The 25,264-nt window shown below is 64.6% G+C and carries 22 protein-coding genes; 9 read left to right on the top strand and 13 right to left on the bottom strand.

Annotated elements, in window-relative coordinates; translation table 11 throughout:
• Positions 1-76: 76 nt before the first annotated feature.
• The 4 genes from QCE88_RS26310 to QCE88_RS26295 form a co-directional block, all read right to left on the bottom strand.
• Positions 77-1,249, bottom strand: a complete 1,173-nt coding sequence (locus tag QCE88_RS26310; RefSeq protein ID WP_309907811.1) for an MFS transporter — start codon at positions 1,247-1,249, stop codon at positions 77-79.
• A 148-nt stretch (positions 1,250-1,397) separates the two neighbouring features.
• Positions 1,398-2,876 carry an efflux transporter outer membrane subunit gene (locus tag QCE88_RS26305; RefSeq protein ID WP_309907810.1) on the bottom strand — a complete coding sequence of 493 codons (1,479 nt, stop codon included), beginning with the start codon at positions 2,874-2,876 and terminating at the stop codon, positions 1,398-1,400.
• Positions 2,873-6,064 (bottom strand): efflux RND transporter permease subunit, encoded by a 3,192-nt coding sequence (locus tag QCE88_RS26300; RefSeq protein ID WP_309907809.1) that lies wholly within the window; start codon positions 6,062-6,064, stop codon positions 2,873-2,875. The genes QCE88_RS26305 and QCE88_RS26300 overlap by 4 nt, the downstream gene beginning before the upstream one ends.
• Positions 6,061-7,317 carry an efflux RND transporter periplasmic adaptor subunit gene (locus QCE88_RS26295; protein WP_309907808.1) on the bottom strand — a complete coding sequence of 419 codons (1,257 nt, stop codon included), beginning with the start codon at positions 7,315-7,317 and terminating at the stop codon, positions 6,061-6,063. Before QCE88_RS26295 ends, QCE88_RS26300 begins: the two co-directional genes overlap by 4 nt.
• A gap of 145 nt (positions 7,318-7,462) precedes the next feature.
• Between QCE88_RS26295 and QCE88_RS26290 the strand changes: the two genes are divergently transcribed.
• A complete protein-coding gene (locus tag QCE88_RS26290; protein WP_309907807.1) occupies positions 7,463-7,981 on the top strand; it encodes a helix-turn-helix domain-containing protein in 519 nt (172 codons plus the stop codon).
• 3 nt (positions 7,982-7,984) lie between these two features.
• Here the strand turns inward: QCE88_RS26290 and QCE88_RS26285 are convergent, their stop codons facing one another.
• Positions 7,985-8,905: a LysR family transcriptional regulator gene (locus QCE88_RS26285; RefSeq protein ID WP_309907806.1), complete on the bottom strand. Its 921-nt coding sequence runs from the start codon at positions 8,903-8,905 to the stop codon at positions 7,985-7,987.
• An 89-nt stretch (positions 8,906-8,994) separates the two neighbouring features.
• Between QCE88_RS26285 and QCE88_RS26280 the strand changes: the two genes are divergently transcribed.
• The 4 genes from QCE88_RS26280 (at position 8,995) to QCE88_RS26265 (ending at position 13,671) form a co-directional block, all read left to right on the top strand.
• Positions 8,995-9,498, top strand: a complete 504-nt coding sequence (locus QCE88_RS26280) for a DUF1993 domain-containing protein (protein WP_309907805.1) — start codon at positions 8,995-8,997, stop codon at positions 9,496-9,498.
• A gap of 159 nt (positions 9,499-9,657) precedes the next feature.
• Entirely contained in the window at positions 9,658-11,328 is a 1,671-nt protein-coding gene (locus QCE88_RS26275) for a PQQ-binding-like beta-propeller repeat protein (protein ID WP_309907804.1), read from the top strand.
• A gap of 80 nt (positions 11,329-11,408) precedes the next feature.
• Positions 11,409-12,122: a hypothetical protein gene (locus QCE88_RS26270; RefSeq protein ID WP_309907803.1), complete on the top strand. Its 714-nt coding sequence runs from the start codon at positions 11,409-11,411 to the stop codon at positions 12,120-12,122.
• 52 nt (positions 12,123-12,174) lie between these two features.
• The gene (locus QCE88_RS26265; RefSeq protein WP_309907802.1) at positions 12,175-13,671 is read left to right on the top strand and encodes a tetratricopeptide repeat protein; all 1,497 of its coding nucleotides are present in this window, start codon (positions 12,175-12,177) and stop codon (positions 13,669-13,671) included.
• Here QCE88_RS26265 and QCE88_RS26260 read toward each other — a convergent pair.
• From QCE88_RS26260 to QCE88_RS26250, 3 genes are read right to left on the bottom strand one after another with little or no spacing between them, the layout of a single operon-like run.
• Entirely contained in the window at positions 13,615-14,595 is a 981-nt protein-coding gene (locus tag QCE88_RS26260) for a DUF6895 family protein (RefSeq protein WP_309907801.1), read from the bottom strand. The genes QCE88_RS26265 and QCE88_RS26260 overlap by 57 nt on opposite strands.
• On the bottom strand, positions 14,592-15,092 hold the full coding sequence (locus QCE88_RS26255; RefSeq protein WP_309907800.1) for a hypothetical protein: 501 nt from the start codon (positions 15,090-15,092) through the stop codon (positions 14,592-14,594). Before QCE88_RS26255 ends, QCE88_RS26260 begins: the two co-directional genes overlap by 4 nt.
• 23 nt (positions 15,093-15,115) lie before the next feature.
• On the bottom strand, positions 15,116-15,508 hold the full coding sequence (locus tag QCE88_RS26250; RefSeq protein ID WP_309907799.1) for a hypothetical protein: 393 nt from the start codon (positions 15,506-15,508) through the stop codon (positions 15,116-15,118).
• Positions 15,509-15,862: 354 nt separating this feature from the next.
• Between QCE88_RS26250 and QCE88_RS26245 the strand changes: the two genes are divergently transcribed.
• Entirely contained in the window at positions 15,863-17,164 is a 1,302-nt protein-coding gene (locus tag QCE88_RS26245) for a sugar efflux transporter (RefSeq protein WP_309907798.1), read from the top strand.
• A gap of 72 nt (positions 17,165-17,236) precedes the next feature.
• Here the strand turns inward: QCE88_RS26245 and QCE88_RS26240 are convergent, their stop codons facing one another.
• Positions 17,237-17,398: a DUF1328 family protein gene (locus QCE88_RS26240; RefSeq protein ID WP_035508907.1), complete on the bottom strand. Its 162-nt coding sequence runs from the start codon at positions 17,396-17,398 to the stop codon at positions 17,237-17,239.
• Positions 17,399-17,935: 537 nt separating this feature from the next.
• Here QCE88_RS26240 and QCE88_RS26235 point away from each other — a divergent pair.
• From QCE88_RS26235 to QCE88_RS26225, 3 genes are all read left to right on the top strand, one after another.
• Positions 17,936-19,852, top strand: coding sequence for an AAA family ATPase (locus tag QCE88_RS26235; RefSeq protein WP_309907797.1), 1,917 nt, complete (start codon positions 17,936-17,938; stop codon positions 19,850-19,852).
• 72 nt (positions 19,853-19,924) lie between these two features.
• Positions 19,925-20,836, top strand: a complete 912-nt coding sequence (locus QCE88_RS26230; protein ID WP_309907796.1) for a LysR substrate-binding domain-containing protein — start codon at positions 19,925-19,927, stop codon at positions 20,834-20,836.
• A 97-nt stretch (positions 20,837-20,933) separates the two neighbouring features.
• Positions 20,934-22,187, top strand: a complete 1,254-nt coding sequence (locus QCE88_RS26225) for an MFS transporter (protein WP_309907795.1) — start codon at positions 20,934-20,936, stop codon at positions 22,185-22,187.
• Between the two features lie 10 nt (positions 22,188-22,197).
• Here the strand turns inward: QCE88_RS26225 and QCE88_RS26220 are convergent, their stop codons facing one another.
• The 4 genes from QCE88_RS26220 to QCE88_RS26205 form a co-directional block, all read right to left on the bottom strand.
• On the bottom strand, positions 22,198-22,548 hold the full coding sequence (locus tag QCE88_RS26220) for a hypothetical protein (protein WP_309907794.1): 351 nt from the start codon (positions 22,546-22,548) through the stop codon (positions 22,198-22,200).
• Between the two features lie 33 nt (positions 22,549-22,581).
• Complete coding sequence (locus QCE88_RS26215; protein WP_309907793.1) at positions 22,582-23,400, bottom strand: serine hydrolase; 819 nt, start codon at positions 23,398-23,400, stop codon at positions 22,582-22,584.
• Positions 23,401-24,034: 634 nt separating this feature from the next.
• Positions 24,035-24,460, bottom strand: a complete 426-nt coding sequence (locus tag QCE88_RS26210; protein ID WP_309907792.1) for a hypothetical protein — start codon at positions 24,458-24,460, stop codon at positions 24,035-24,037.
• Between the two features lie 47 nt (positions 24,461-24,507).
• Positions 24,508-25,264: RHS repeat-associated core domain-containing protein (locus tag QCE88_RS26205; RefSeq protein WP_309907791.1), on the bottom strand; the 757-nt coding region annotated here is incomplete at its 5' end.

The raw sequence follows: 25,264 nt of genomic DNA, 5'->3' as shown, positions 1-25,264 counted from the left end.
GAATTTTGAATGTTGAATGCAAAGAACCTGATTGAATCTTGAATGCAAAGAACCTGCATGAAAGCGGTGGCCGGATTCAGGCCGCCGCCGTGCACTTCGATCCTGCGAACGATGCGATGCGGCGCGTCGCCAGCCCGGAAACCAGGATCGCGATCACCACCGGAACCGCCGCGAGATAACCCAGGCTGTGGCTTCCCGTCAGCGGGATCACGGCGGCGCCCAGCGTGCCGGCAATCGACACGCCCACATACGTCGCCGACGTGTTGAGGCCGACCAGCACGGCAGTCATCGGCGGATTGAGGCTCGCGAGGCGGAATTGCTGCGGTACCAGCACGCCCCACGCACAGGCGCCCCACACCACCACCGCGAGCGCCGAGCTCCACAGATGCGCGCTGGTGAACGGCAGCGTGAAGATGACCAGCGCGACGATCGTCAGCTTGATCACCACCACCTTGTGCGAGCCGATCCGGTCCAGCACGCGCCCGGTCAGCAGGTTCGACACCGTTCCGGCCAGGCCCCACAACACCAGCAGCCCGCCCAGCACCAGCGGGCTATGGCCGGTCGCACGGTCGAACACCACCGCGAAGTAGCTGAAGATGATGAAGGTGCCGATCTGCGCCAGTACCGTGGTGGCGAGCGTCAGTCCGACGCGCGCATCGGTCAGCGGCGACAGTCGTTGACGCAGCGAGATCGCCGGCGGCAGCGGCACGTCGGGCATGAACGCGAGAATGCCCACGAATGCGCCTGCACCGAGTGCCGCGACCAGCACCATCGTCCAGTGCCAGCCCGCCAGACCGCCGATGACAGCGCCGATGGGCGAGCCGAGTGCGGTCGCCGTGGTCAGGCCCGCCACGATGATCGACAGTGCATGGCCGCGCCGCTCCGGCGGCACCAGTGCTGCGGCGGTGCCGCTGGCAGTCGGCGAGAACATCGCCGCGCCGAGCCCCGCCAGCGCCCGCGTGGCCAGTGCCAGCCCCAGGTTCGGCGCGACGATGGTGCCAAGGTTGGCCACGACGAAGAGGCCAATGCCGCCCAGAAGCAGACGCTTGCGGCTGACGTTCGCAGCCAGTGCGGCGATGGTCGGTCCCAGCAGTGCATAGCTGAGGGCGTAGACGCTGATGAGCTGCCCCGCCCCGCCGATGCTCACGTCAAACGAACGGGCAATCTCAGGCAGGATGCCCGCGAAGACGAAGCTGTCCGTGCCGAGCGCGAACATGCCGAGCGCGAGCGTAAGTAGACGACGATCCATTTCGATGTCTCCCGAAGGAAGTGAAGCCCTGGAGAAGCGGCTTTTGAATGCATTGCGTTGCGTGACGAAACTATAGGAGAGTCGACTGACCCGCACTACCGCCCTGAAGTGGGAAGCTGTTCCCCATGAAGCGGTGAAGTGCGGGCAATCAGTCCTGTGCGGCCACCTTCTCTCCCGACGCGTCCCAGCCGCCGCCCAGCGCACGGAACGTCCTCACGGCGGCGCGTGCCACGTCGGCCCGTGTCGCATCGAGATCGTCGCGCGCGACGAGCAGTTGCCGGTCGGCGTCGAGCACGTCGGTGAGCGTGATCGAACCCGCGCGATACGCCTTCTCCGAGAGATCGCGAGCCCGTGTCAGGGCATCGACTTCCTGTTGCACCTCCTGCGCGCGAAGGCCGGTTTGCGAGAGCGTCATGAACGCGTCCTCGACGTCTTCGGTCGCCTTCAGCGCCGCTTCCCGGTACTGCGCCAGCGCTTCCGCATACGCACCGCGCGCGCCCTTCACTTCGGCGTCCACCTTGCCGAAGTCGAACAGACGCCAGCGCAGCGCGCCCGTGCCCACCGGCTGGAACGCCTTCGCGCTGAGGAAGTGACCGGCCGAGATGCTGTCGAAACCCAGCGCGCCGGCCAGCGAGACCTTCGGGTAATACTCGGCGAGCGCGACGCCAATGCCTTCGTTCGACGCCGCCAGGTGCCGCTCGGCCGCGATGATGTCGGGACGGCGCCGCAGCACGTCGAGCGGGGCATCGTTGCTGCCGACGGCCGGGACATCAGGAATCGCGCCGGCATGCGCGCCGAGTTCCGCCGCGTAGGTGCCGGGCTGCGCGCCCAGCAGCACATCGAGCCGGTTCAATTGCGCTTCGAGCGCAATCCGCAGGCTCGGCACGCTCGCACGCGCCTGCCGCAGCAGCGCTTCCGCCTGCGCCACTTCGCGTTCGTCGGATGCGCCGGCCTGCCTGCGCGCCTTCACCAAATCGAGCAAGCGTGCATCCGTGTCCACCTGATCCTGCGTGACCGTCAGTTGCGCCTGCAAACCGCGAATCTGCAGATAGGCGTCGGCCGCGTCGGCGGCGACCGTGACGCGGGTGCCGAGCTGCGCCGCTTCGGCGGCCTGCTCTTCGTCCGTGGCGGCCGTATGAGCACGTCGCAGACCGCCCGCGAGATCGATTTCCCAACTCGCGGTAGCGCCCGCGACATATTGCTTCTGATCGCGGCTGTAGTTCGGAAATGCGCTGGCAAGCGTGCCAAGCGGACTCTGTACGCTTTGATGCTCCGCCGTGTACGACGCGTTCAGATCGACGGTCGGCAGCAACTGCGCCCCTGCCGCCTGCGCCGCCGCCCGCGACTGCGCGACGCGCGCCATCGCGGCCTGGATACTGAGGTTCTGGGCCAGCGCGCGCTGCACCACCGTGACGAGCTCCGGATCGTTGAAGCCGGTCCACCAGCTGTCGAGGCTCGGCGCGGGCAGCGTGGTCTGCCGTTCAGCGACACGCTGTGCGTTATGAAACGGCTCCATGTGCGTGTCCGGCGCGACATAATCCGGACCCACCGCGCAAGCCGCCAGAAACGCGCTGACGAACAGGCTGCTCGCAATCGCCTTTGACGTTCTCAACCAGAAGCTGTTCATTTCGTTTCTCCACTGCTGAGTTTGCGCGACAGCGCATGCACGTCGTGTACGCCCACCTTGCGCACGAAGGCATAGAACGCGGGCGTGAAGGCAAGACCGAAGAGCGTGACGCCGAGCATGCCGAAGAACACCGTCGTCCCGAGCGACTGGCGCATCTCCGCGCCCGCACCGTGAGCGATGGCGAGCGGCGCCACTCCGGCGATGAACGCAAACGACGTCATCAGGATCGGCCTCAGGCGCACGCGGGCGGCCTGCGTGGCGGCGTCTTCCGCATTGAGACCGTCTTCTTCCTGGCGTTGCCGCGCGAACTCGACGATGAGAATTGCGTTCTTCGCCGCGAGCCCCACGAGCACGACGAAGCCGATCTGCGCGAGGATGTCGATCGGCATGCCGCGCATGTTCAGACCGATCGCCGCCGCGAGCAGACACATCGGCACGATCAGCACGATCGCAAGCGGCGTCTTCCAGCTTTCGTATTGCGCGGCCAGCACGAGGAACACGAACAGCGCGGACGCGGCGAAGATCACCAGCGGCGACATGGTCTGCTCTTTCTGCTGGTGAGCGAGGTCGGTCCATTCATACGTGATGCCGTTCGGCAGCACCTGCTGGGCGAGTTGTTCCATGCGTTCGATGGCATCGCCCGATGACAGCCCCGGACCCGCCGCACCCATGATTTCCGCTGCGGGATACATGTTGTAGCGCGGCACGCGATACGGCTGCGTGTCGCGCTGGAAGGTGGCCACGCTGCTGATCGGAACCATGTCGCCACTGGCGTTGCGCACCTTGAGCCTGCCGATGTCTTCCGGCGTCCGGCGGAAAGCCTCGTCGCCCTGCACGCGCACCTGATACGTGCGGCCCATGAAGTTGAAGTCGTTCACGTACTGCGAGCCGAGATAGAGCTCCATCGTCGAGAACACGTCGGTCGGCGTCAGTCCGATCTTCTGTGCCTTGAGACGGTCGACATCGGCATAGACCGAAGGCGCGCCTGCATCGAACAGCGTGAACACGCCGCCGAAGGTCTTGTCCTTGTTCGCCGCCGCCACCAGTGCATGCGCCGCTTCCGCGAGCGCTTGCGGACCGAGGCCGCCACGGTCTTCCAGCATCAGCTTGAAGCCGCCCGCCGCGCCCAGGCCCTGCACCGGCGGCGGGTTCACGACCACGACCACTGCGTCCTTCACACCAGCCACGCGCTTGCGCAACTCGACCAGCATCGAGGCGGCATTGACGCCCGGCACATGCTTGCCATACAGCGAAGGCAGACCGTAGAACAGCGTCCCTACGTTCGGCGCGATGGTGCCGGTCGTCACATCGAAACCGGATACCGGTGAGGTGTGCGTGACACCCTTGAGTCCGGGCGTATCAAGCACGATGTCGTTGATCTCGCGAATCACCTTGTCGGTGCGTTCGAGACTCGCGCCCGGCGGCAGGAAGGCAATGACCGCCTGATAGCCGATGTCCTGCTCCGGGATGAAGCCTGTCGGCATTCTCGACATCTGCAGGCCGGTTGCCGCGATCAGGCCGGCATAAACCACCAGCATCACGGTAGTCGCGCGCACGGCGCGGCTGGTCATCTTTCCGTACTTCGAGGAAAGCCATTCGAACGATGCGTTGAAACGGCCGAACACGGCATGATGCAGACGGCCCAGCGCCGTGGCGCCGCCGTGTGTCTTCTCCATCTCGTGCGGCTTGAGCAGCACGGCACAGAGCGCCGGGCTCAGCGTCAGCGAGACGAAGCACGAGATGACCGTGGAGGCCGCGATGGTGATCGCGAACTGTTTGAAGAACAGGCCCGAGATGCCCGACATCAGCGCGGTCGGTCCGAACACCGCGCACAACGTCAGCGCGATGGCGATGATCGCCGTCGATACTTCCTTCATCGTCTGATGCGCGGCTTCGCGCGGGTTCATGCCGAGCGCCATGTTGCGCTCGACGTTCTCGACCACCACGATGGCATCATCCACGACGATGCCCACCGCCAGCACCAGTCCGAACAGCGACAGGTTATTGATCGACGCTCCGAACAGGGACAGCACGGTGAAGGTGCCCACGAGCGACACCGGAATGGCGACCACCGGGATCAGCGTGGCGCGCCAGTTCTGCAGGAACAGATAGACGACGCCCACGACGAGCAAAATGGCTATGCCGATCGTCACCGCCACTTCGTGAATGGACTGGGACACGAAGGTCGTCGGGTCATAGATCCGGATGTAGTCGACGCCAGGAGGAAAGCTCTTCTTCAGCTCGGCCATCTTCGCCCAGACATCGTGTTCCACTTGCACGACATTCGCATCGGGCGTTGCGATCACGAACCACGGCGTGGACGCATAGCGGTCGGCATAGGCTTTCGAACCGTAGTCCACCGAACCCAACTCGACCCGGCCGATGTCGCGAATCCGCGTGACACGTCCCTGCGCATCCGACTTCACCACCACATCGCCGAACTGCTCGGCCGTGCTCAGGCGGCCCAGCGCTTCAACGTTGATCTGATACGCACCTGTGCCCTGGTTCGACACGGGCGGCTGGTTCAGCACGCCCGCGGACACCGCGGCATTCTGCGCACGCAGCGCGGCAAGAATCTCACCCGCGCTGATCCGGTATGAAGCGGCCTTGTCCGGATCGATCCAGATGCGCATCGCGTACTGCCGCTCGCCGAACAACTGAAAGTCCGACACGCCCGGCAGTCTCGCAATCTGATCGCGCACCTTGAGCATGTAGTTCGACAGATACTCCGGGCTGCGCGAACCATCGGGCGAATAGACATGGACCCCGAGCAGCAGCGCCTGGATCGTCTTCTTGACCTGGACGCCTTGCAATTGCACGTCGGCGGGCAGGCGCGACAGCGTGTCCTCCACGCGGCTGCGCGTGAGCAGCAGCGCCGTGTCCGGGTTCGTGCCCACCTTGAAGATCACCGTGATCGTCAGTTGCCCGTTGCTGGTCGACTGGCTCGCGATGTAGTCCATGTTCTCGACGCCGTTGATCGACTGTTCGAGCGGCGTGGCGACCGTGCGCGCAATCGTATCCGCCGATGCGCCGGGATACGAGGTCGTGATCTGAATCGTCGTGGGCACGATGTTCGGATACTGCGCGACCGGCAGCTTGAACATCGTCGCGAGGCCGACGAGCACGACGAAAATATTGAGTACCGCTGCAAAGCGCGGATGCTCGATGAAAAAGTGCGTCAGTTTCATGATTTCGCTCCATCGGCATGCGGCTCGGCCGAGAACTGGATACTTCCCGCGCGCGGGTTGATCTTCGAACCGGGGTGAACGGACGGAATGCCGTCGATCACGACACGGTCGGTCGGCGCCAGCCCGGAACGGATCACGCGCAAGCCGCCGCGCAGGTCGCCGACCTGCACTTTTCTGGGCGTCGCCACGTCGTCCGCGCCAACCACGTACACCATGTGATCGGTCTGGTCGTCGAGCACGGCGGCATCAGGCACGAGCAAGGCCGGCTGCGGCGCGGTCGTCGCCAGCCGGACCCGCGCGAAACCACCGGGCGTCAGCGCGAGATCGCGATTCGGGATCGTCGCGCGTGCATGGATGGTGCCGCTCGAACGGTCGAGCGCGTTGTCGATGAAGTCGAGCTTGCCGGTGCGCGTGAAGCCGCTGTCGCCGGTGGGCGAGAGGCTCACGGTGTCCGACAGCGGCCCTTGCAGGTTGCCGCGCGCCCGCTGGAACGCCGCGTAGTCGTTCTCGCTGATATCGAAGTCCAGATAGACCGGGTCGAGTGATACGAGCGTCGCGAGCAGCGTCGTCGGGCCGCTGCCGGCGCGGCTGCCGGACACCAGATTGCCCGTCGAGACGAGATGCGTGCCCATGCGCCCCGTGAACGGCGCCACGATCCGGCAGCGGTCCAGATCGAAGCGGGCATCGCGGACCCGCGCGTTCGCGCCGTCCACGGCGGCCTGCGCGGCGCGTTGCTCGGCCACTTTCTGATCGACGTTCTGTGCGGTGCCCGCTTCCGCGCGTTGCAGTTCCTGCGCGCGGGCCAGTTCGCGGGTCGCCAGCGCCAGCCGCGCATTCGCGGCGCCGAGTTCGGCGGACGCCTCCGCGAGCTTGATCTGATACGGTTCAGGATCGATCTCGAACAGCAGGTCGCCCTGATGCACGACCTCGCCGTCCTTGAAGAGGATGCGCGTCAGCGTGCCGCCCACCTGCGCGCGCAGTTCGACCCGATTCACCGCCGAGAACTGCCCGAGAAAGCCGAGCCGGCCTTCTATGTCGCGCTGCAACGGCGTGCTGATCGTCACCGAGGGCGGCGGCGCCACCGTGACCGGCGCCGCGCCGGAGCGGTGCAGCTGAAACGCCGTCGCAGCCACCGCGACGACCACCAGGCCCGCCACGCCCTTGCCGATCCATCTGACCGAAGGCGGCTTCGGGTTCGCTGTGACGTCTGGAGCGGCAACGCCCGCTTCGACCGGATCAATCTGGTTTTCCATGGCTATCCTTGGCTGGTTGTCCACAAAGTTTCGTGACGCAACTATAGGCAAGGCAACCGGCCCACGGTACGGGCTGAAACCGGGAAGCTGTTCCCCGTAGAATGGTTAAGTTGCGTGATGAAACTTGAGATAGGATGTGCGCATCATGTATAGAAAACGCTTCGACGGAATGGATTGCTCGATCGCGCGCGCCCTCGATGAGGTCGGCGAGTGGTGGACGCTGCTGATCGTGCGCGAGTGCACGCAGGGCAGCCGGCGCTTCGACGAGTTCCAGAGCGGGCTGGGCATCGCCCGGAATGTATTGACGGCCCGGCTCGAACGCCTGACCGAACTGGAGATTCTCGAACGCTTCCCGGTTGCGGAACGCGCGAATACCTTCGGCTACCGCCTGACTTCAAAGGGCGAGGACTTGTATCCGGTGCTCGTCGCGCTGATGCAATGGGGCGACAAATGGCTGCGGCCGAACGGCAAGCCGCCTATCGCACTGGTCGAACATGCGAGCGGCAAGCCGGTCGAGCCGCTGGAAGTGCGCGGGCCGGACGGATGTTCGCTGGGTTATCGGGACGTGCGCTTCGCGGCCGGTCCCGGCGCGACGAAAAAGACGCGGGCAGTCATCGACAACCGCAATGAGCGCGTGCTCGGCGATCCTGAAGAAGAAGGCTGACGCTCAGCCCCGCTGCTGCTTGCCGAAGCGCGACAGCGACTCCCGCAGCTTCGGCGCGGCGAAGTCGATGAAATGCCGCAGCTTGATTGCCATCAGGTTTCTCGACACATGCACCAGATGCACCGGCACGGGTTCTATCTCGAACTGCGGCAGGAGGACTTCGAGTTGTCCGCTGCGCAGCGCTTCGTCAGCGTCGTGCTCGAAGACGAAAGTGATGCCCGCGTCATCGGCGGCGGCGCTGACGGCCGCATCCGGCGACGTCACTTCGAGCCGCGCCTTGACGTCCAGCATGTAGACCTTGTCCGTCGACGGCAGCCGAAAGCGCCATGGCGACAGATAAGGGCTGTTGAAGACGATGCACGCATGCTTCACGAGTTCGTCGGGTTCGGCGGGCGGCGCAATGCGGGCCAGAAAACGCGGACTCGCGCACACCACCGGCCGCAATGAACCAATGCGCGTCGCGATCATGTTGCTGTCCGGCAATTCGCCGATGCGCACCGCGAGGTCGGCGTGGGCGTCGATGAGATCGACGTTGCGGTCGGAGAGCAGCAGCCGCACCGTGATATCCGGATACTGCGCGAGAAACCGGTTGATGACCGGCAAGACGTGCAGGCGGCCCAGTTGCACGGGCGCCGTGACGACGAGTTCACCGCGTGCGGTCGCGAACTCGCCGGTGGCTTCGTGCTCCTGTTCCCGCACCAGTTCGAGGATGCGGCGGGCGGCGGCGACATAGTCCGTGCCGGCGTCGGTCAGCGTGAGCTTGCGCGTGGTGCGGATCAGCAGCCGGGTGCCGAGCAGTTCTTCGAGATCGGCGACCTTGCGTGTCAGCGTGCTGACGGGAATTTTCAGTTCACGTGCCGCCGCCGAGAGACTGCCTCCGTCCACGGCGGTCACCAGCATCTGCATGGCTTCGAGTCGGTCCACCGCATCGGCTCACAGGAATGGGGTCGCGGTATTGTAGGGGAAGTGGGCGGGTCAGGCTCGTCGCGACCCTCTGTTACGGGAGAACCGCAATGTATGCACAGGCTATCGCGCAGTGCGCGGAAGCAGTCAGGACGATGGAAAGTTATCTCGACCGAGCCGAACGCTTCGCAAGCGAGAAGAAGTTCGATGTCGCCGTGTTGCTCTCGACACGGCTCGCGCCCGACATGGCGGGATTGCTGTATCAGATCCAGAGCGCCTGCGATTATCTCAAGGGCGGCGCCGCTTATCTGTCGGGACAGCAGCCTCCACGGCATGAAGACAACGAACAGACGCTTGCCGAAGCACGCGAACGCATCCGCAAGACACTCGCGTTCGTCGAGAGCGTGACGGCAAGTCAATACGATGACGCGGCGAGCCGGATCGTGAAGGTATCGTGGGTGCCGGGTCAACTGTCGGGCGAGACCTACCTGTTGCAGATCGTGATTCCGAACGTGTACTTCCACGTCGCGATGGCTTATGCCATCTTGCGGGCCAATGGGGTCGATGTCCGCAAGCTGGATTTCATCGGCAAGGTGCATGCGATCGAGGAGTAAGCCGTGACGATAGCGCCCCCGATGCACGCTTCGTATCGGGTTGACTAATGACGGGTTGTGTACCAATACTTCAGAAGCCGTAACCCAGGCGTAAAGGGTATCCCGACCCGAATCTTCACGCCGGCATCAATTCGTACTGGATGAGTGCGAGGGGTCCTCATGGACGATGTCGAATGCGCAACTTCCTCGCACGCTCCCCCTTCGCTCGGTGACAGCACGCTGGAGCTGGCGCTGGAGCAAGTGCGTGCTGCGATCCTTCGACACTGCATCAAGTTCAGCGAGAGTTTCACCCGTGATGGAAGGCTGCTCGACTGGTGCATCGATCTGAGAGAGCTGCTGTACCGGCCCGTTTTCAGCGCTCTGATTGGCCGTCTTCTCTGGGATCGGATCCGTCAACTGGATCCCGACTTCATCGGGGGCATGACGCTGTCCGCCGAACCGGTGACACTTGGGATCCTGCATGCAGCGCTCGCGGAAGGACGCGACGTCAACGGCTTTTCAGTGCGCAGAAAACCGAAGGCTTACGGCCGGCGGCGTCAGGTCGAAGGCATGCAACCTGCGCGCCACTCACGCGTCGTCATCGTGGATGACCTGTTCGACGGCGGCCAGACCGTCGCTGATGTCATGTCGGCACTGCAACCGTTCAACGCCGCCGTGATCGGAGCCGCCGCCGTGGTGGACTTCTGCAATCCCGCGTTCGGCAGCCGGGTGCATCACACGGTCGCGCGAAGCAGCCTCTTCACGCTGGCCGATCTCGGCTTGCAGGCAGCGCCGGCGCCGCCGGCTCAGCCGCTTTTCGTGTTCGGTCCATTGAATCAAGGGGACTACACGGCTCCGCATTCCACGCCATTCATGGACGAGGCAGGCATCGTCGCGGCCAGCGATACCGGTTATGTGGTCGCACTGGACAGCTTGGGGAACGAGCGCTGGCGCATTCGTATCCGCGAGCACGTGAAGGGCGTGCGCACCGCGCTGCTGCATTGTGAAGACAGCATTCTGTTCTGCGGCTATGACGGCTTCTTCTATTGCGTCGACCGGCACACCGGCGCACTACGCTGGGCCACCTGCCTCGGCGCTTTCATCGGTGCATCGCCGGTCATCGACATGACACGCGGCGTCGCTTTCGTGGCCGTGAATCACGGCAATCGCCGCAGCGACGTGGCGGCAATCGATCTCGCGCACGGTGCCGTGATCTGGACAACACCAGCGGCCGCGGAAAGCTATGCTCGCCCCGCCCTGTGCGAGCCCGATCATGTCATCGTCGCGGCCAACGATGGCGTAGTGCGGAGCCTGTCGCGCGCGGACGGCTCGGTTCGCTGGGAGGTCAAATTGCCCGCGCAGGTCAAGGGCTGGATCAACGTCGACGGTCCGACGTGTTTTGCCGGTTGTTTCGACGGGTGCCTGCATGCGCTGGACGCAATGACCGGCAAGACGCTGTGGCGCAGGAAACTGGCGAACTGGCTGCTCGTGCATCCTGCAACGGTCCGCGGTCAAGTCTTCGTGTCCAGCACGCAGCACGTGTGTTCGCTGTCCCAGGCAGACGGCTCGATCACCTGGATGGCGCCCGCCGACGGCCGTGTCACCGGCGTCGGCATCGACCCCGAAGGCCGCAGCTGCGTGTGCGCGAGCGACCGCGGCAGCATCTATTGCCTGGACGTTTCATCCGGCCGCCGCCGCTGGGAATATCACGCGCAAGGCGCGTTTCGCGTCACGCCGGCCATGTCGGGCACGCGCTGCGCGTTGCCCGGCTATGACGGCGCGCTGTATGCATTCAGCCTGTCAGGCCCGGCTGATTCGAGCGGTGGCGGTGGCGCTGGCCCTGATCGCTGACGCTTGCGCTCGACGTTTTCATCCGCGATCAGATCTTCGTTGCGCTTAACCATTGCACGCTTTCTTCCATGGAGAATTCGATGAACAGCCAACATGAATCGCCAGTTCTCAGACGTGTCGCGACGGTGCGACGGACTGATGCCCTGTTTCAGGCGATGTCGAATGATTTCCTGCTGCGGCAGCAGTTCATCACCAATCCCTCGCAGGTGCTGCATGAATATGTCTTTGGCAGCGAGCCGCCCGCCGACAGCAGCTCGGCCAGCAACCAGCTGATCTACGCGGTTCTGTCCGATCGTCAGTTGCTCGCCTGGTTGCACGGCTATGCCGACGAGCATCGTGACGAGGTTCCATCCGGGCCGCAATTCATGCGCGATCTTGCCGAGGCCATAGCGGAAAACGGCAGTCGTCATGCCATCTTCGCGCTGCTGCGGAGTTCGCTGGAAGGCAATGCCCTGGTTCGCTTCGACGAAGATCTGCTGCATTTCTTCATCAATCTCCGTGCACTGGCTGAAGTCGCCGGCGGTGACGGCGGCGATGGCGGTGACGGAGGTGACGGCGGCACCGGGGACGGCGGGACCGGCAGCACCTTGACGGCGATCACCTGGAAGACCTACCTCATCACGCATCCTCAGATGCAGGTGGATGACCGTTTCTCGGCGGAACAAGCCAGAGAGTTCGCACCGCGTTACGTGATGGTGACGCTCGATGAACTCGCGCAGTATGCAGCCGGACTCCGCAACAGCGGCGCGCTCGATGTGTCGTTTGCGGAGCCTGCGCAACGGCAACGCCCCTGATTGCACCAGTCAGCGCGGCACGGTCGAAGACGCCCGTTCACGGGAGGGTGGCATGGATGCATTGCAAGAAGTGTCGGGGCAGGGGCCGGCAACCTCGGCGGAAGTCGCGCGGCTGCTGCAACTGGCTCGCAGATCGTTCGAGCGTCAGCGTCATGCCGATGCCGAAGCACATCTGACCATGGCGCTGGCGCTCGATGCCTGTCATCCGCTGCTCCTGCATTACCTGGGCAGGCTGCGCGAGATGCAAGGCAGGCACGAGGACGCCGTGCGGCACTTTCAGGCGGCGCTTGCCGTGGACCCTTCACTCGCCAGAACAAGACAGCAACTTGCCGTGCTGCTCGTCCAGTTGGGCCGTGAAGAAGAGAGCCTGCCGCTCTGGCGGGCCGAAGCCCACAGCAAGGAAGGCCTGGCCTCGCTTGCGCAACGGGTCAAGGAGGCGCTGTGCTCGCGCGACCTCACGCTGGCGGGCCGCTATGCGGCGATCGCGGCCGAACTGCGCTGGGGCCGCTCGGGGACCGCAATGCAGGATGGCGTACCGGTCCCGACTTTACCGCCTATTCCCCTCTCCATTCCGAAACTGCGTCACGACATCGAGCAATTCGAGTACTTGCGCAACCAGGGTTGGCTGAAAGACGACTTCATTCAGACGATCGACGCCTATCGTCGCGTCGTCGAAGGCATGGCGACACGCGGCGAAGACCTGCGCGTGCCCATCGACGGCGAGGAGCATGACGCCCTGCGCGACTCGTACAATCGCCTGGTTCACCTGTGTCCGGCCGGCCGCGTGACGCGGGCGCTGTCCGGCAGCTGGGACAGCCGGACCGCTGAACGCCAGTATCTCGATCAGCGGCCGGGCATGGCGGTCGTGGACGACTTTCTGTCCCCCGAGGCACTCGACGGATTGCGCAGGTTCTGCCTCGAATCCACGATCTGGTTTCACAACCGCTATGCGCATGGCCGGCTGGGCGCGTTCTTCCAGGACGGCTTCAACTGCCCGCTTCTGCTGCAGATCGCGGAAGAGCTTCGCGATGCGTTGCCGCACGTGATCGGCAGCCGCTATCCGCTTCGCCAGATCTGGGGCTTCAAGAATACGCAGCCGCTTCCTGCCGGCGTCACGACGCACGCGGACTTCGCCGCCGTCAACGTGAACTTCTGGATCACGCCGGACGAGTCCAACCTGGACCCTGCTTCGGGCGGCCTGGTCGTGTACGACGTGGATGCGCCCATGCACTGGGATTTCGATACCTACAACGGCTCGGACCGGATCACGCCATTCCTGCGGCGACAGCAGTCGGCCGCGGTCACCATTCCGTATCGACAGAACCGCGCAGTCATTTTCAACTCCGATCTGTTTCACGCCACCGCGCAGGTGAATTTCCGCCCCGGCTACGAGCATCACCGCATCAACGTCACGATGCTCTACGGTGACCGCGAGGATGACGCGCATCATCGGCAGCTGGCCAGGCCCGATGCCGTGGAGGGCGGTGCATCGTCATGGCGTCCCGCTTCGCTCGCCGCCCTGCGCAAGACCCGCTCCCGGCGCGCCTGACTCGATGCGAGGCCTCAACGTCAGCGCGGCCGCCATCAGCACGACGAGCGTCGTGTGATAGCGGCTCAGGAAACGACGCCGGGCGGGCGTATCGTCCGCGGCGTGCAGGAAGCTTCCCGCGCCCTCCGGCCCCGCCACCGAGCCGTCCGGCATCTGATGCGCCAGCACCGCAGACAGCAGACGCGTCGCAGCGTCCGCTGCGTCGTTGCGGTGCAGACAGGCGGACACCATCGCGAACTCGGCGGTCAGGTCGTCGTCGCCGTCTGCGAAGAATCGCTCTGCCCAATACGGCGTCCATACCCGCAGATAGTCATCGACCTCCGGGTTCTCCAGCGGACGGAATCCGAAGTCGGTCAGATAGAACACTTCATGGGTGATCGCGTAGGCTACTTCGCCCGACACGACCCACGGCTCCGGCCGCGCTTCGATGTACAGATCCAGCGCGCGCCCGCACGGCCACGTCGCCAGTCCGAGCTGCCACAGGTTGTAGCGCATCGCCAGCATCGACCACGGCGCCAGGGGCAGCGCGCGCGCCATGTCCGACCGGGCGAGCATCCGCAGCACCGCATCGAGCGCCGCGCACCGGTAGCCGAGTTGATGGAGCGGCACGTAGAGCGCGCAGGCGGGCAGGAAGTCGTTCCGGGCAAGCAGCAAGCGGGTCAGTTCGCGGCCCTGACGGCATTCGCGCCATACCCAGTCCGCGGCGCTGTCGAGAAACGGCACGCGCAGGCTGCATCGCTTGAGCATGGCAAGCGTCAGTGCGAGCTCCGAGATCGGCTTCAGACGCGCGACACTGCTTTTCGAAAACGCGCGCTCGCCCTCCTGCGGGTTCGTGACCGCGAATTGATCGAGGTTCTGGCTGATCCATCCGAGGCCCAGCAACAGGCGTTGCGCGATCGCGTCAGCGGGCAGGCACGATGTCATGCACCGGCCCGAAGCGCGCTGAGCACCCGCCTCTCATGGAGAAGACGTTCGTCATCGGACAGCCGCATGAGCATGAGCCACGCGCGTCTGCTCTGCTGCAATAGTCGCGCGCTGGCGCTTGTCCAGTCACGCTCGGCCGACATCGCTCCGAGTACGATACGCCAGCGCATCACGTCGAGCGCCGACGCCGTCGCGACAGCACGAGCGAGTGCATACATGCATTCGTGGACCGGGTGCGCCAGAACCCACCCGCGCGCGGTCAATCGCGCGGCCATGTACGCATGCGGTGCGAGCGGTGCGAGCGGTGTGAGCGGCAGGGCGATGGCCGGTGGCCGGGACCGGTCCACGTCCTCGTACAGCATGGCGCCATAGAGGCGCGCAGAAGACGCGGACGGCAGTGTCGTCAGGAACGCCAGCCGTTCATCGATGCCGGCTCCGCTCAGGATGAGACGGTCGGCGCTGCGTTGCGCGATCTCATCGACGTCCGGTGCGGACACCGTCGCCGCAGGTATCGCAGGCGTCACGTGTTGAGCCCGGCGCCCGCATTCGGCAAGGCCTCCAGCTTCACGCAATGCAGACAGAAATCGCACGCGGTGGCGGACAGCACGCCTTGCGTACCGAGGCGCACGCCGAGCTTGCGGATGCTCTCGAACTCGGCGGGCGTCAAATGCTTGCTCGCAGGGCCTTCCTGGCCTGCTTCGCGTGCGGCCACGTGTTCGCCATCGGCGGCGACCGCGACAGGGTTCTGGCTGAACAGCTTGCGCACGATGGCGTCCTGTTCGGGCGTCATGTCGACCGTGGCGAGATCGAAGGCGAGCGTGGCATGGCCAACGCCGCCCAGCGTGACGAAATAGGACGTCCGGGTCTGCAGCCGCGCATGCAACGACGATTGAAGCCGGGTCTCGCGTTCCATGGAAGCACCTCCATCAGTCTGCTTGCGGTTCCGGGGAGTGGGCCATGCAACAGAGCAACGACGATGCGGCATGGCCGCGTTGATTCAAGCGTTATTCACTATAGGCGCTGTCCAATGAAGCCGCAAATCGCCCGATGGAGTCTGCGGAGCGGGCTTTCATCCGTGGATCACACGAAGCAGTGACCGCAGCGGCGAAGCGTGCGAATACTTTTGTTACAGCAAAACCATCCAACGATAGGCACACTGCGCACTGGCCCGTGTGTCCTTGCCTTGTGCTTTGTCTTGTGAAGTGCGCGGAACACCGCTTGCGGGCCTTGCACGTTTCGAACGCCACGGCCCACCCTTCCCCGCCCGATGAACGCCCGCCTGCTCAGCCTCGCCCGCATTCCGTTCTTCCTGCCGCTGTCCGCCGCGACACTGATGCTGGGCATCGCCATGTCGTTCACCGCGCCGTACCTGTCGTTGTTCAGCGTCGAGCAAGCCGGCATGACACCGCTGCAACTCGGCCTTTTCATGACGATGATCGCAGCGAGCGGCGTCGTGGCGAGCGCCTTCGCGGGCAAATGGACGGATCGTCGCGGGCATCATCGCGAGTTGTTGCTGGCGGCCTTGATTGCCTCGGCGCTCGGCTTCCTGCTGCTGTGCCTGGTGCGCAACTACGCGGGGCTGATGAGCATCGGCATCGCATTCCTCGGCGCGGGCGGCGCGGCCATGTCGCTGGTGTTCTCCTTCGCACGCGCCGCGCTGCCCATCGAAGACGCAGCCCAGCGCGCATTCGCGCTCGCCACGTTGCGCACGATGCTTTCCATGGCATGGGTGTTCGGTCCGTCGGTGGGCGCCCTCGTGCTGGCCGGAGCGGGCTTCTACGGCCTCTTCCTGTTCGCGGCGGCCTGCTTCGCGGCATGCGGCGTGATCGTCTGGCGCATGCACGACTCACCGAAGGGCGACCCGCATAGCGCGCCCGCCCATTACGCCGGCGACCCTGCGTCGCTGCTGGAAGTCACCGCGCCCGACACCGACACGCTCGCGCCGCCGCACGCCGGCCTCTCGCATCCGCGCGCGGACATCTGGCGCGCCACGGTGGCGCTGACGCTCATCGGTCTCGCCGCCAGCGCGACCATGATCGTGCTGCCGCTCTATGTCGTACATGGCATGCACGGTACGCGCATCGACGTGTCCATCATGCTGGGTCTCGGCGCCTTCCTTGAAATCCCGATGATGCTGGCGCTCGGCGCACGCGGCTCGCGCCTCGACAAACAGCGCTGGCTCGCCGCCAGCGCCGCCGTGCACATGGTGTACTTCGTCGCGGTCGCGGCGTCGCCCGGCATTCACATCCTGATTCCGATGCAAGCCTTCAGCGCCTTCGTGGTTTCAGTGACGTCGTGCCTCGGCATGACCTACATGCAGGACCTGATGCCGCGCAGCCCGGGCGCCGCGACGGCATTGTTCTTCAATGCATCGCGCGTCGGCTCGATCCTGTCGGGTGTGCTGTCGGGTGTGCTGGTCGCGGCGCTGGGCTATCGCGGCACGTTTCTCGTGTGCGGCGCATTGACGCTGGGCGCATGGGTGCTGTTCATCAATCCGCCGTTTGCGGACTATGCGAGACGCGCGCGTCGCTATTGGAAGGCCCGTCGAAGCGAACGGTGGGTGAAATGAAAGACAGGGGAACTCAGACAACACAACGCGTCGTGCCGCGTGGTGCGGACACGACGCTGGCCAACAGAAGCGTCATCGCCTCATCAGGCCCATCACCAGCGTGACGAGGAAGATCACGAGGAAGATGAAGAACAGGATCTTCGCGATGCTTGCCGCTCCCGCGGCAATGCCACCGAAGCCGAGCGCGGCGGCGATGATCGCGATGATGAAGAAGACCAGCGCGTAGTAGAGCATGACGGTATCTCCCGGGGGTTATCGAATGTTCCGCGCTTCGCCTGTCGCACGGAACGTGCCTGTCAGCAAAACGTGGACAAGCAAGCAGTATTCCTTACCGGATGGAGCGGACAGTTTTGCCGTGCTATCCTTGCCTCCGCCCTTGCGTACGCCATCGAACCTGCATCGATTTGCGAGCGTGGAGCGCCCGCCTGCGAACGGCCGTTAAATTACGCGGACCGTCTGCCGTTAAATAAAAACAGGACGTTAAATCGACAAGGCGCGGGCCCGCTCCCGTCCCTCGTGCCGTTCCGCGTTATTGAATGGTCATGCAATACGGGCACCATTCCAGCGGAGCCTCCCGAACAGGGCCATGCCCGCATGGTTGACGATCTGCGGTTCAAGGTCGATCGCCTTGCCATCTAAGCGCCACACGATTCGCGGCGCGCACGGCAGGCATCCCGCCACCGTGAGCACGAGTCCGGCACGCCCGGATGTCTGAGTCCCCGACGAAAGCTTTGAGTGCGGCGCCATCGCGGCCCCATTAGGAACGAATTGATGAAATCGGTAAGGAATTCGCTGCGGTCGCGCGTCGGCCGCCTTGTCGCGTGCGGCGTGCTCGTCGTCGCGCTCGTGGCCGCCGTCGGCTTTGTCCACTGGCGGCACGAACAGCGCCTCGCAGCGCCCTCGGGCGCTGCCCTGACCGGCGTCGCGCATCAGATGCGGCATGACGCGTCGGCGTGGTCGCATCAGGAGAAGGATGCGTCCGCCATGCTGGCCGATATCCGCGCCGGCCAGGTCAAGGCCATTGGCGTAAGCCGCGAGGCGATCCTCGTCTCGACACTGAACGGCGCCAAATACTATGTCGCCGATCACAACGGCGCCTTCTCGAATTCCCTGCTGCTCGGCGAGCTGAAGCCCGGCAGCGCCACGCCGTATCAACTGGTCTGGCTGCCGGACGCCGACGTGCGCACCGGCACGGCGCGCTGGGGCGAACTGTTCGACCGTTCGCGCGATGCACTCAGCCTGCTGCTGCCGCTGCTGATGATCGGCGGCCTGCTGTGGTTCATGCGCCGCGAGATGCGCGGTGGCGCGCAGTTGCTCGGCAAGTCGCCGACGCTGCGTTTCGACGACGTGATCGGCGCCGGCGAAGCGAAAGCCGCGCTCACCGACGTCCGCGCCTTTCTTTCCGAGCCTGCGCAGTTCAGCGGCATGGGCGTGCGCGCGCCGTGCGGCATCCTGATGACGGGCGGTCCGGGCGTCGGCAAGACGCGCCTTGCGCAGGCGCTGGCGGGCGAATGCGGCGCGAACTTCATCGCCATCACGGGTAGCTACTTCAGCGCGAAGTACTACGGCGTCGGCATCCAGAAGGTCAAGCATCTGTTCGAACTGGCGCGCAAGAATGCGCCGACCGTCATCTTCATCGACGAAGCCGACGGCCTCGGCAAGCGCACCGACACGGGCGGCGGCCCGGTCGAAGCCGAAAGCAACCGCATCATCAACCAGCTGCTCGCGGAGATGGACGGTTTCGCGTCGAATGAAGGCGTGATCATCGTCGCGGCGACCAATCATCCGGACAATCTCGACGAAGCGCTGCGCCGTCCCGGCCGCTTCGACCGCACGGTGCAGGTGCGCCTGCCGAGCCTCGAAGACCGTTCCGAGATCCTGCGCTTCTACGCGGATAACCTGAAGCACAAGAGCGACGACATCGACTTCGAACAGCTCGCGCGGCTCACCACGGGCCTTTCGCCGGCGTCGCTCTCGATGATCGTCAACCAGGCGGGCCTTGTCGCGCGCAAGGCCGGCACGCGGGAAGTCGCGGCCGCGCACTTCCTGGAAGCGATCAAGATCGCGCGGATCGGCGACATCAACGGCGCGGAACGCGCGCTCTCCGACGACGAACGTACGCGCATCGCGGTACACGAGGCGGGTCATGGACTCGTGGCGGCGCTGCTCGGCACCGGCGTTCTGGAGGAAGTCACGATCCTGCCGCGCGGCGGCGCGCTCGGCGTCGCGCTGATCACGAAGATGCAGGACAAGCATCTGTATCGCGAGACCGAACTGCGCAACGAGATCCAGGTGCTGCTCGGCGGACGCAATGCCGAACTGCTGATGTTCAACGAAGCATCGAGCGGCGCCGCGCACGACTTGCAGGAAGCGTCGCGCATCGGGCTCGACATGGTGTCGAAGCACGGCTTCAACGCCGACGGCAACCTCTTCAGTCTCGCGGCGCTGCCGCAGCAGTACGCGGGGCTGCAACTGAAGGACTCCATCGAGCACGCGAACGCGCTGCTGCACGACCTCAGCGCAGCCTGCTTCGCGCTGTTGCAGGCGAACGCGCCGGTCCTGCGGTCGATCGCCGAGCAATTGCTCGACGAGGAGACCGTGCCAGGCGAAACCGTGTACCGGCTGATCCGCGAGCACGCGGACTCGCTCGCCAACCTCGAAACCGACGACGAAGCGCTGGCGGCGTAAGCACGGCATCGTCGGGCGGCGCTGACGGAGCGATGGCACACTAGGCAGCAACGCCGTCGCTCCCGGTCCTCCATGCCCGTTCGCCTTCCTCCGCTCAATGCGCTGCGCCTGTTCGAATGCGCCGCGCGCCATCGCAGCTTCAAACTCGCCGCGGCTGAACTGAACGTCACGCCGGGCGCCGTGAGTCACGGCATCGGCGCCCTGGAGGACATGCTCGGCGTCGAGTTGTTCGTGCGCGAGCCGCGCGGCCTGTCGCTCAGCGCGGCCGGCGAGCTTTATCTGCCCTACATCGCCGAGGCGTTTTCGCTGATCGCCATCGGCACCCGTTCGCTGCCCGACCGGCGCAACCGCCGCTCCATCTCCGTCACCTGCGCGCCGACGCTCGCGGCCCGCTGGCTGGTGCCGCGTCTCGCGGACTTCCGCGCGCGCTGGCCGGATATCGACGTGAGCATCGATACGTCGCGGCGGCAGGCGGGCTTTCCCGTCGATGGCTTCGATTTCGGCCTGCGCCTGAGCCGCGGCCCGGTGGACGGCGCCGCGTGGCTGCGGCTGTTCGGTGAGCGGCTTGTGCCGCTGTGCAGCCCTGCCTGCCGCGCGACGCTCGCCATGGGCGGCGAGGCACCGGATCTCACGCGCGCGACGCTGATCCACGTCGATACCGCCAGCCAGGACTGGCAGGCATGGCTGGACGGCGCGGGCATGGCGGGACTCGATCTGCGCGGCGGCCTGCGCTTCGACACCGTGCAACTGGGCTTCGAGGCGGCCGCGGCCGGACTCGGCGTGGTGATCGGCCGGCTGCCGCTGGCCGAGCGCGAACTGGCGCAGGGCACGCTGGTGCAGGCATCGGCGACGGTGGTCGAAACGCAAACCGCCTACTGGTTGTGCGACACGCCGCAGGCCCGTGAACGCGCCGATCTCGCCGCGTTCAAGGCGTGGCTGATCGAGCAGGCGGCCGGGTTCGACGTGAGCGAGCCGCGTGGTTGAACTGCGGTTGAACTGCGTTCATCCGCCCGCGAAAACTTTTCGTTTGTCAGCACGCCTGGTCGCCTGCGACGATGCGCGGCAAGGAGGAACACCGTCCATGTCGTCACTTTCGTTCGATGGAAACCGCTCGCGCGTCGCGGCCTGGGCGCTGATCGGCGCGGCCGGGCTGATCCTGAGCGCCGCCATGGGCGTGCGGCAGACTTTCGGGCTGTTCATCGGCCCGTTTTCCTTCGATCGCGGCCTGCCGGTCACGCTGATCGCCTTTGCCATTGCGCTGCACAATCTCGTCTGGGGCTTTGCGCAGCCGTTCGCGGGCGCCGCCGCCGACCGCTACGGCGCCGCACCCGTGGTCGCTTTCGGCGCCGCGACCTTCGCCTGCGGACTCGCCATCGCGGGCGCGGCCACGTCGGGATGGATGCTGATGCTCGGGCTCGGCCTGCTGGTCGGCATCGGGATCAGTTGCACGAGCTTCGGCGTCGTGCTCGCGACGGTGGGACGCGTCGCGTCGCCGGAAACCCGCAGCCTCGCGATGGGTCTCGCCAGCGCGGGCGGCTCGCTCGGGCAAGTGCTGATGGTGCCGTTCGCCCAGGCCGTGCGCGTGCACGCGGGTGTGCCGGCATCGCTGTATGCACTCGCCTTCGTGCTGCTGCTGATCGCGCCGCTGGGCATCGTGCTGGATCGTGCCAGTCGAAGGCGCAAGGTGCAGGCTCAAGAAAAGGCTCAGGCTCAGCCCGCGTCGTTGCCGCTGCGCGAGACGCTCGCATATGCGGCGCGCCATCGCGGCTACCGGCTGCTGACGCTCGGGTTCTTTACTTGCGGCTTCCAGCTCGCGTTCATCGCGACGCACCTGCCCGGCTATCTGCTGCTCTGTCACATGCCGGTGGGACTCGGCGCGACGGCGCTTGCGCTCATCGGCTTCTTCAACATGATCGGCAGCTGGGGATGCGGCTGGCTCGGCGGACGCTGGCGCCAACATCACATACTGGCCTGGCTCTACCTGATCCGCGGCGGCACCATTGCACTGTTCGTGCTGTTGCCGACCACGAGTGTGTCCGTGGTGCTGTTCGCCGCCGTCATGGGCCTGACCTGGCTCGGCACCGTGCCGCTCACCAATGGCCTGATCGCGAAGGTGTTCGGCACGCGCCATCTCGGCACGCTGTTCGGCGTGGTGTTCCTGAGCCATCAATTGGGCTCGTTCCTCGGCGCATGGCTCGGCGGCTATGTGTTCGATACCACCGGTTCCTACTCGCTGATCTGGGGCGCCACCGCTGTCGCAGGCCTGGTTGCGGCGCTGCTGCACTTTCCGATCGACGACCATCCGCTCACCGGAGACTCGCTCGTCACGGCGTGAGCGTATTGAGTCAGGAAGGATTCAGGCAACCGCGCACCATCGTCGCGTAGAGCGGATCGGCGACGCGCCGCTCGAAGTATTCGACGAGCGTCGAGCCCGCCTCTTTCCTCACACTCACGCCGATGGTCACGCCCTTGAAGTAGGTCTCGCCGCGCAGCCGGACCGCGCCGTCGTGCTTCACGCGGCTGAATTCGCGCGTGCCGTTCTTCCAGCGCCCGGCGATGCACTCGGCCACTTCCGACACGTTCGCCGCCGTGCGTTCCCTGAACACCGGCGAGCGCGCGAACACGCTGTCGTGCCGCGAGCACGCCGCGATCACCATGCACAAGCCGATCATCGATACGAGATGCCGCGTTGTCATCGCCTGCTCTCCGGGTGGTGCAACTTGAATGCCCTAGCGCTTCATGAGCCAGCTGCGCAGGTTCACGGCATCCTGGACGTGCGCGTGCGCGTCGGGTGCGCCGAGAATCACGAAGACGACCTGCCGCCCGTGCACCGGCGCAATCACGATGAGGCAATGCCCGGCCTCGTTCGTGAAGCCGGTCTTCTGCAAGCCGACGCGCCATGCCGCGTTGTACACCAGCGGATCCGTGTTGCGATACATCAGCGGACCCGCGCCGCCGAGCACGAGCTTGTGATGCGAGGTCGCATAGTCGCGGATCGTTGAATAGCGATACGCCGCGCGGGCCAGCTTCGTGAGGTCGCGCGCCGTCGAGACGTTGTGCGGCGAGAGGCCGGTCGGATCGACGAAATGGCTGCGCTGCATGTGCAGGCGCTTCGCGGTGCGGTTCATCGCGCGTACGAAGCCGGGGCGCCCTCCGGCATAGTCGCGGCTCAGCGCGAACGCCGCCCGGTTCTCCGACGACATCAACGCGATATGCAGCATCGTCCGGCGCAGCAGCAGCGAGCCCACGGGCAGGCGCGAGCGCGACCACTTGAGGCGGTCGACATCGGCGTCGGTGATGCGCGCGGGCTTGATCAGGGAACGCTTCGAGTCGAGCACGACCATGGCCGTGAGCAGCTTGGTCAGCGAGGCGATGGGCAGGCGCTGGTCGGCGTGGCGCGCGTAGAGCGTGCGCCCGGTCGCGAGATCGACGGCGATCGCGGCGCGTGCCTGCACGAGCGGTTTCGACATGGCGCGCTTCGCGTGCGCGATGAGCGGCACGAGACTCGCGAACAGAAAGATGAGGAAGAGCAGATGGAATCGGGTCATGACGCGTTCAGCTGCGCGTCAGACGGGGATGCGATGGCGAGTGCGGCGGCATGGAGGTAGCGACGGAGGCGGGCGAAGGAGCCCGCTACCGTAAGGGGCGAGTCTTAAGTGGGACTTAAGGGGGGACGGGTCGGGGTGTTGGAGGCGGAGCTTCAATGGTCGGAACTCGGTGAACTGCCATCGGGCTGGCCGCTTGGATTGCGGGCTGGTTATGCCCTTACCGAGGCTTCAGACCACCTCCATGTGGAAACGGAGAATCGGGGCATGGACTCGCACAAGGACGTTGTGTTCAGGTACGCGATCTCACTTACCCTGACACATTTGCCTTCCCCTTCCATCGTCGCAGCGCAGGCCGCGAGTACGCTGCGCCCTCTTGAACCACAGCTTGCGAAACTCAGGCGCGCGCTAATGCATCCCATTCGAGACGCAGAACGTCATGGGCGCCACTTTGCCGGATAGCCAACCGGCCTGCCGCGATCAAATTGCCGCTGATGACTCTTAAAGAAGCGCGCTTCGCCGTTGCGCCCCCGCTTCGGGCTACATGCCGGAGTAGCTTCTACGACGCTCTGATACAGAGGCAAAATTCTGGACACAAGAGCCACCACCGAGACGAGCACTCATCTTTTAGGCATTGTTACGTAGAATTCAATACCCTGGTCGTCAGGCTGGAATCGTTATTCTCAACAAGATAAATCCAGATTTCATCTTCTTCACTGCTAACAGCCAGAAATACATTACCGGAAGTATTGGTGATGATGAATTCCGGGCACCCTTCGTTGATCGCCAAGGTTTCAAGAACGGAAGTTCCTAATGGAATGTCAATGAGCGCCCACGGCAACGCCCCCAACTCGCCGATTGAAATCAGGCAGCGAATGGAGGACTCTGCATCTGAAGTTGATAGGAAAGACTCGACGATTGTCCACCAGCAAGTCGACGCATCTTCGATACGATCACCAGAAAATACGATTGATGGTTGCGCTGCGACGCGCGCCACATATGCCCACGCCTGGCCAGGCGTCAGGTTAGGTACGTCACTGAAAGTCCCCGAGAAAGAAACCATGGGGCGCTCTCGGAAGTACGCCTGCAAACGCGAAACGATCTCGACTCTCACTCTTCCCCCGGATAGTACAGATGATGCCCACCGCCAATTTGCGAATACCGTTCCGCTGAATTAACACTTCCTCCCCAACCGAAATCAACGTAATTCCGTGTTGAGTCGCCCTTGGGCTGACCCGCATGAAAATGCGGATCGCCGTCATTGAGATGCTCCGAAATTACAATAGATCCACGATCCGTTTCGAACTGCATATATCGTCCATGCGTTCCTTTGTCTTGCGTATAAAGATAGCCTGACGTACCTCGTCTCATCACGTCATCTCCTACTTCCCACACTGCATCGGGCTGCATACTCTTTGAAATTCTGGCTTTTTTGTATGCGGCATCCAAAGCTTCTTGCCGCGTGTCAAAATGCTCATTACAAGATCTGAGACCCAGCGGATCAGCCCACCCGAACATATTAGGCGCAAATCGATACGGATTAACACCTCCGATCAGGCCAATCGGGTCTTGACTTGCGAAATTGCCGGTATCCGGATCAAAGTATCTGTACCGGTTGTATCTCAGCCCGCTCTCTTCGTCCTCGTATTGACCTTGCAAGCGAATCGGTTGCTCGATGCGTTGCGTCTCGACTTGGTCGACGCCGCCGGTCACACCGTAGTGTACTTCCCATACGATCTCGCCGTTCGCATCGCGCAAGCGTATTGGAGCGCCGTTCGGGTCGGTTTGATAGAAGTAAATTTGCTTTGATTGGCCATCGTGCGTCTGCATCGCCAAGGGCTCGAAGCTGCCCAGGTGATAGGCATAG

Origin of the sequence: Caballeronia sp. LZ035 (genome assembly GCF_031451175.1) — a bacterium.
Lineage (GTDB): Bacteria > Pseudomonadota > Gammaproteobacteria > Burkholderiales > Burkholderiaceae > Caballeronia.
Note: the sequence above shows the minus strand (reverse complement) of the source record. Positions and strands in the feature narration are given on the sequence as shown.

Bases quoted from the DNA above. Each gene is read 5' to 3' on its own strand.
- QCE88_RS26295 (WP_309907808.1), bottom strand. From the start codon at position 7,317: ATGGAAAACCAGATTGATCCGGTCGAAGCGGGCGTTGCCGCTCCAGAC.
- QCE88_RS26210 (WP_309907792.1), bottom strand. From the start codon at position 24,460: ATGGTTTCTTTCTCGGGGACTTTCAGTGACGTACCTAACCTGACGCCT.
- QCE88_RS26310 (WP_309907811.1), bottom strand. From the start codon at position 1,249: ATGGATCGTCGTCTACTTACGCTCGCGCTCGGCATGTTCGCGCTCGGC.
- QCE88_RS26240 (WP_035508907.1), bottom strand. From the start codon at position 17,398: ATGCTCTACTACGCGCTGGTCTTCTTCATCATCGCGATCATCGCCGCC.
- QCE88_RS26250 (WP_309907799.1), bottom strand. From the start codon at position 15,508: ATGGAACGCGAGACCCGGCTTCAATCGTCGTTGCATGCGCGGCTGCAG.
- QCE88_RS26300 (WP_309907809.1), bottom strand. From the start codon at position 6,064: ATGAAACTGACGCACTTTTTCATCGAGCATCCGCGCTTTGCAGCGGTA.
- QCE88_RS26290 (WP_309907807.1), top strand. From the start codon at position 7,463: ATGTATAGAAAACGCTTCGACGGAATGGATTGCTCGATCGCGCGCGCC.
- QCE88_RS26215 (WP_309907793.1), bottom strand. From the start codon at position 23,400: ATGACCCGATTCCATCTGCTCTTCCTCATCTTTCTGTTCGCGAGTCTC.
- QCE88_RS26230 (WP_309907796.1), top strand. From the start codon at position 19,925: ATGCCCGTTCGCCTTCCTCCGCTCAATGCGCTGCGCCTGTTCGAATGC.
- QCE88_RS26245 (WP_309907798.1), top strand. From the start codon at position 15,863: ATGAACGCCCGCCTGCTCAGCCTCGCCCGCATTCCGTTCTTCCTGCCG.
- QCE88_RS26280 (WP_309907805.1), top strand. From the start codon at position 8,995: ATGTATGCACAGGCTATCGCGCAGTGCGCGGAAGCAGTCAGGACGATG.
- QCE88_RS26260 (WP_309907801.1), bottom strand. From the start codon at position 14,595: ATGACATCGTGCCTGCCCGCTGACGCGATCGCGCAACGCCTGTTGCTG.
- QCE88_RS26265 (WP_309907802.1), top strand. From the start codon at position 12,175: ATGGATGCATTGCAAGAAGTGTCGGGGCAGGGGCCGGCAACCTCGGCG.
- QCE88_RS26220 (WP_309907794.1), bottom strand. From the start codon at position 22,548: ATGACAACGCGGCATCTCGTATCGATGATCGGCTTGTGCATGGTGATC.
- QCE88_RS26305 (WP_309907810.1), bottom strand. From the start codon at position 2,876: ATGAACAGCTTCTGGTTGAGAACGTCAAAGGCGATTGCGAGCAGCCTG.
- QCE88_RS26225 (WP_309907795.1), top strand. From the start codon at position 20,934: ATGTCGTCACTTTCGTTCGATGGAAACCGCTCGCGCGTCGCGGCCTGG.
- QCE88_RS26235 (WP_309907797.1), top strand. From the start codon at position 17,936: ATGAAATCGGTAAGGAATTCGCTGCGGTCGCGCGTCGGCCGCCTTGTC.
- QCE88_RS26270 (WP_309907803.1), top strand. From the start codon at position 11,409: ATGAACAGCCAACATGAATCGCCAGTTCTCAGACGTGTCGCGACGGTG.
- QCE88_RS26275 (WP_309907804.1), top strand. From the start codon at position 9,658: ATGGACGATGTCGAATGCGCAACTTCCTCGCACGCTCCCCCTTCGCTC.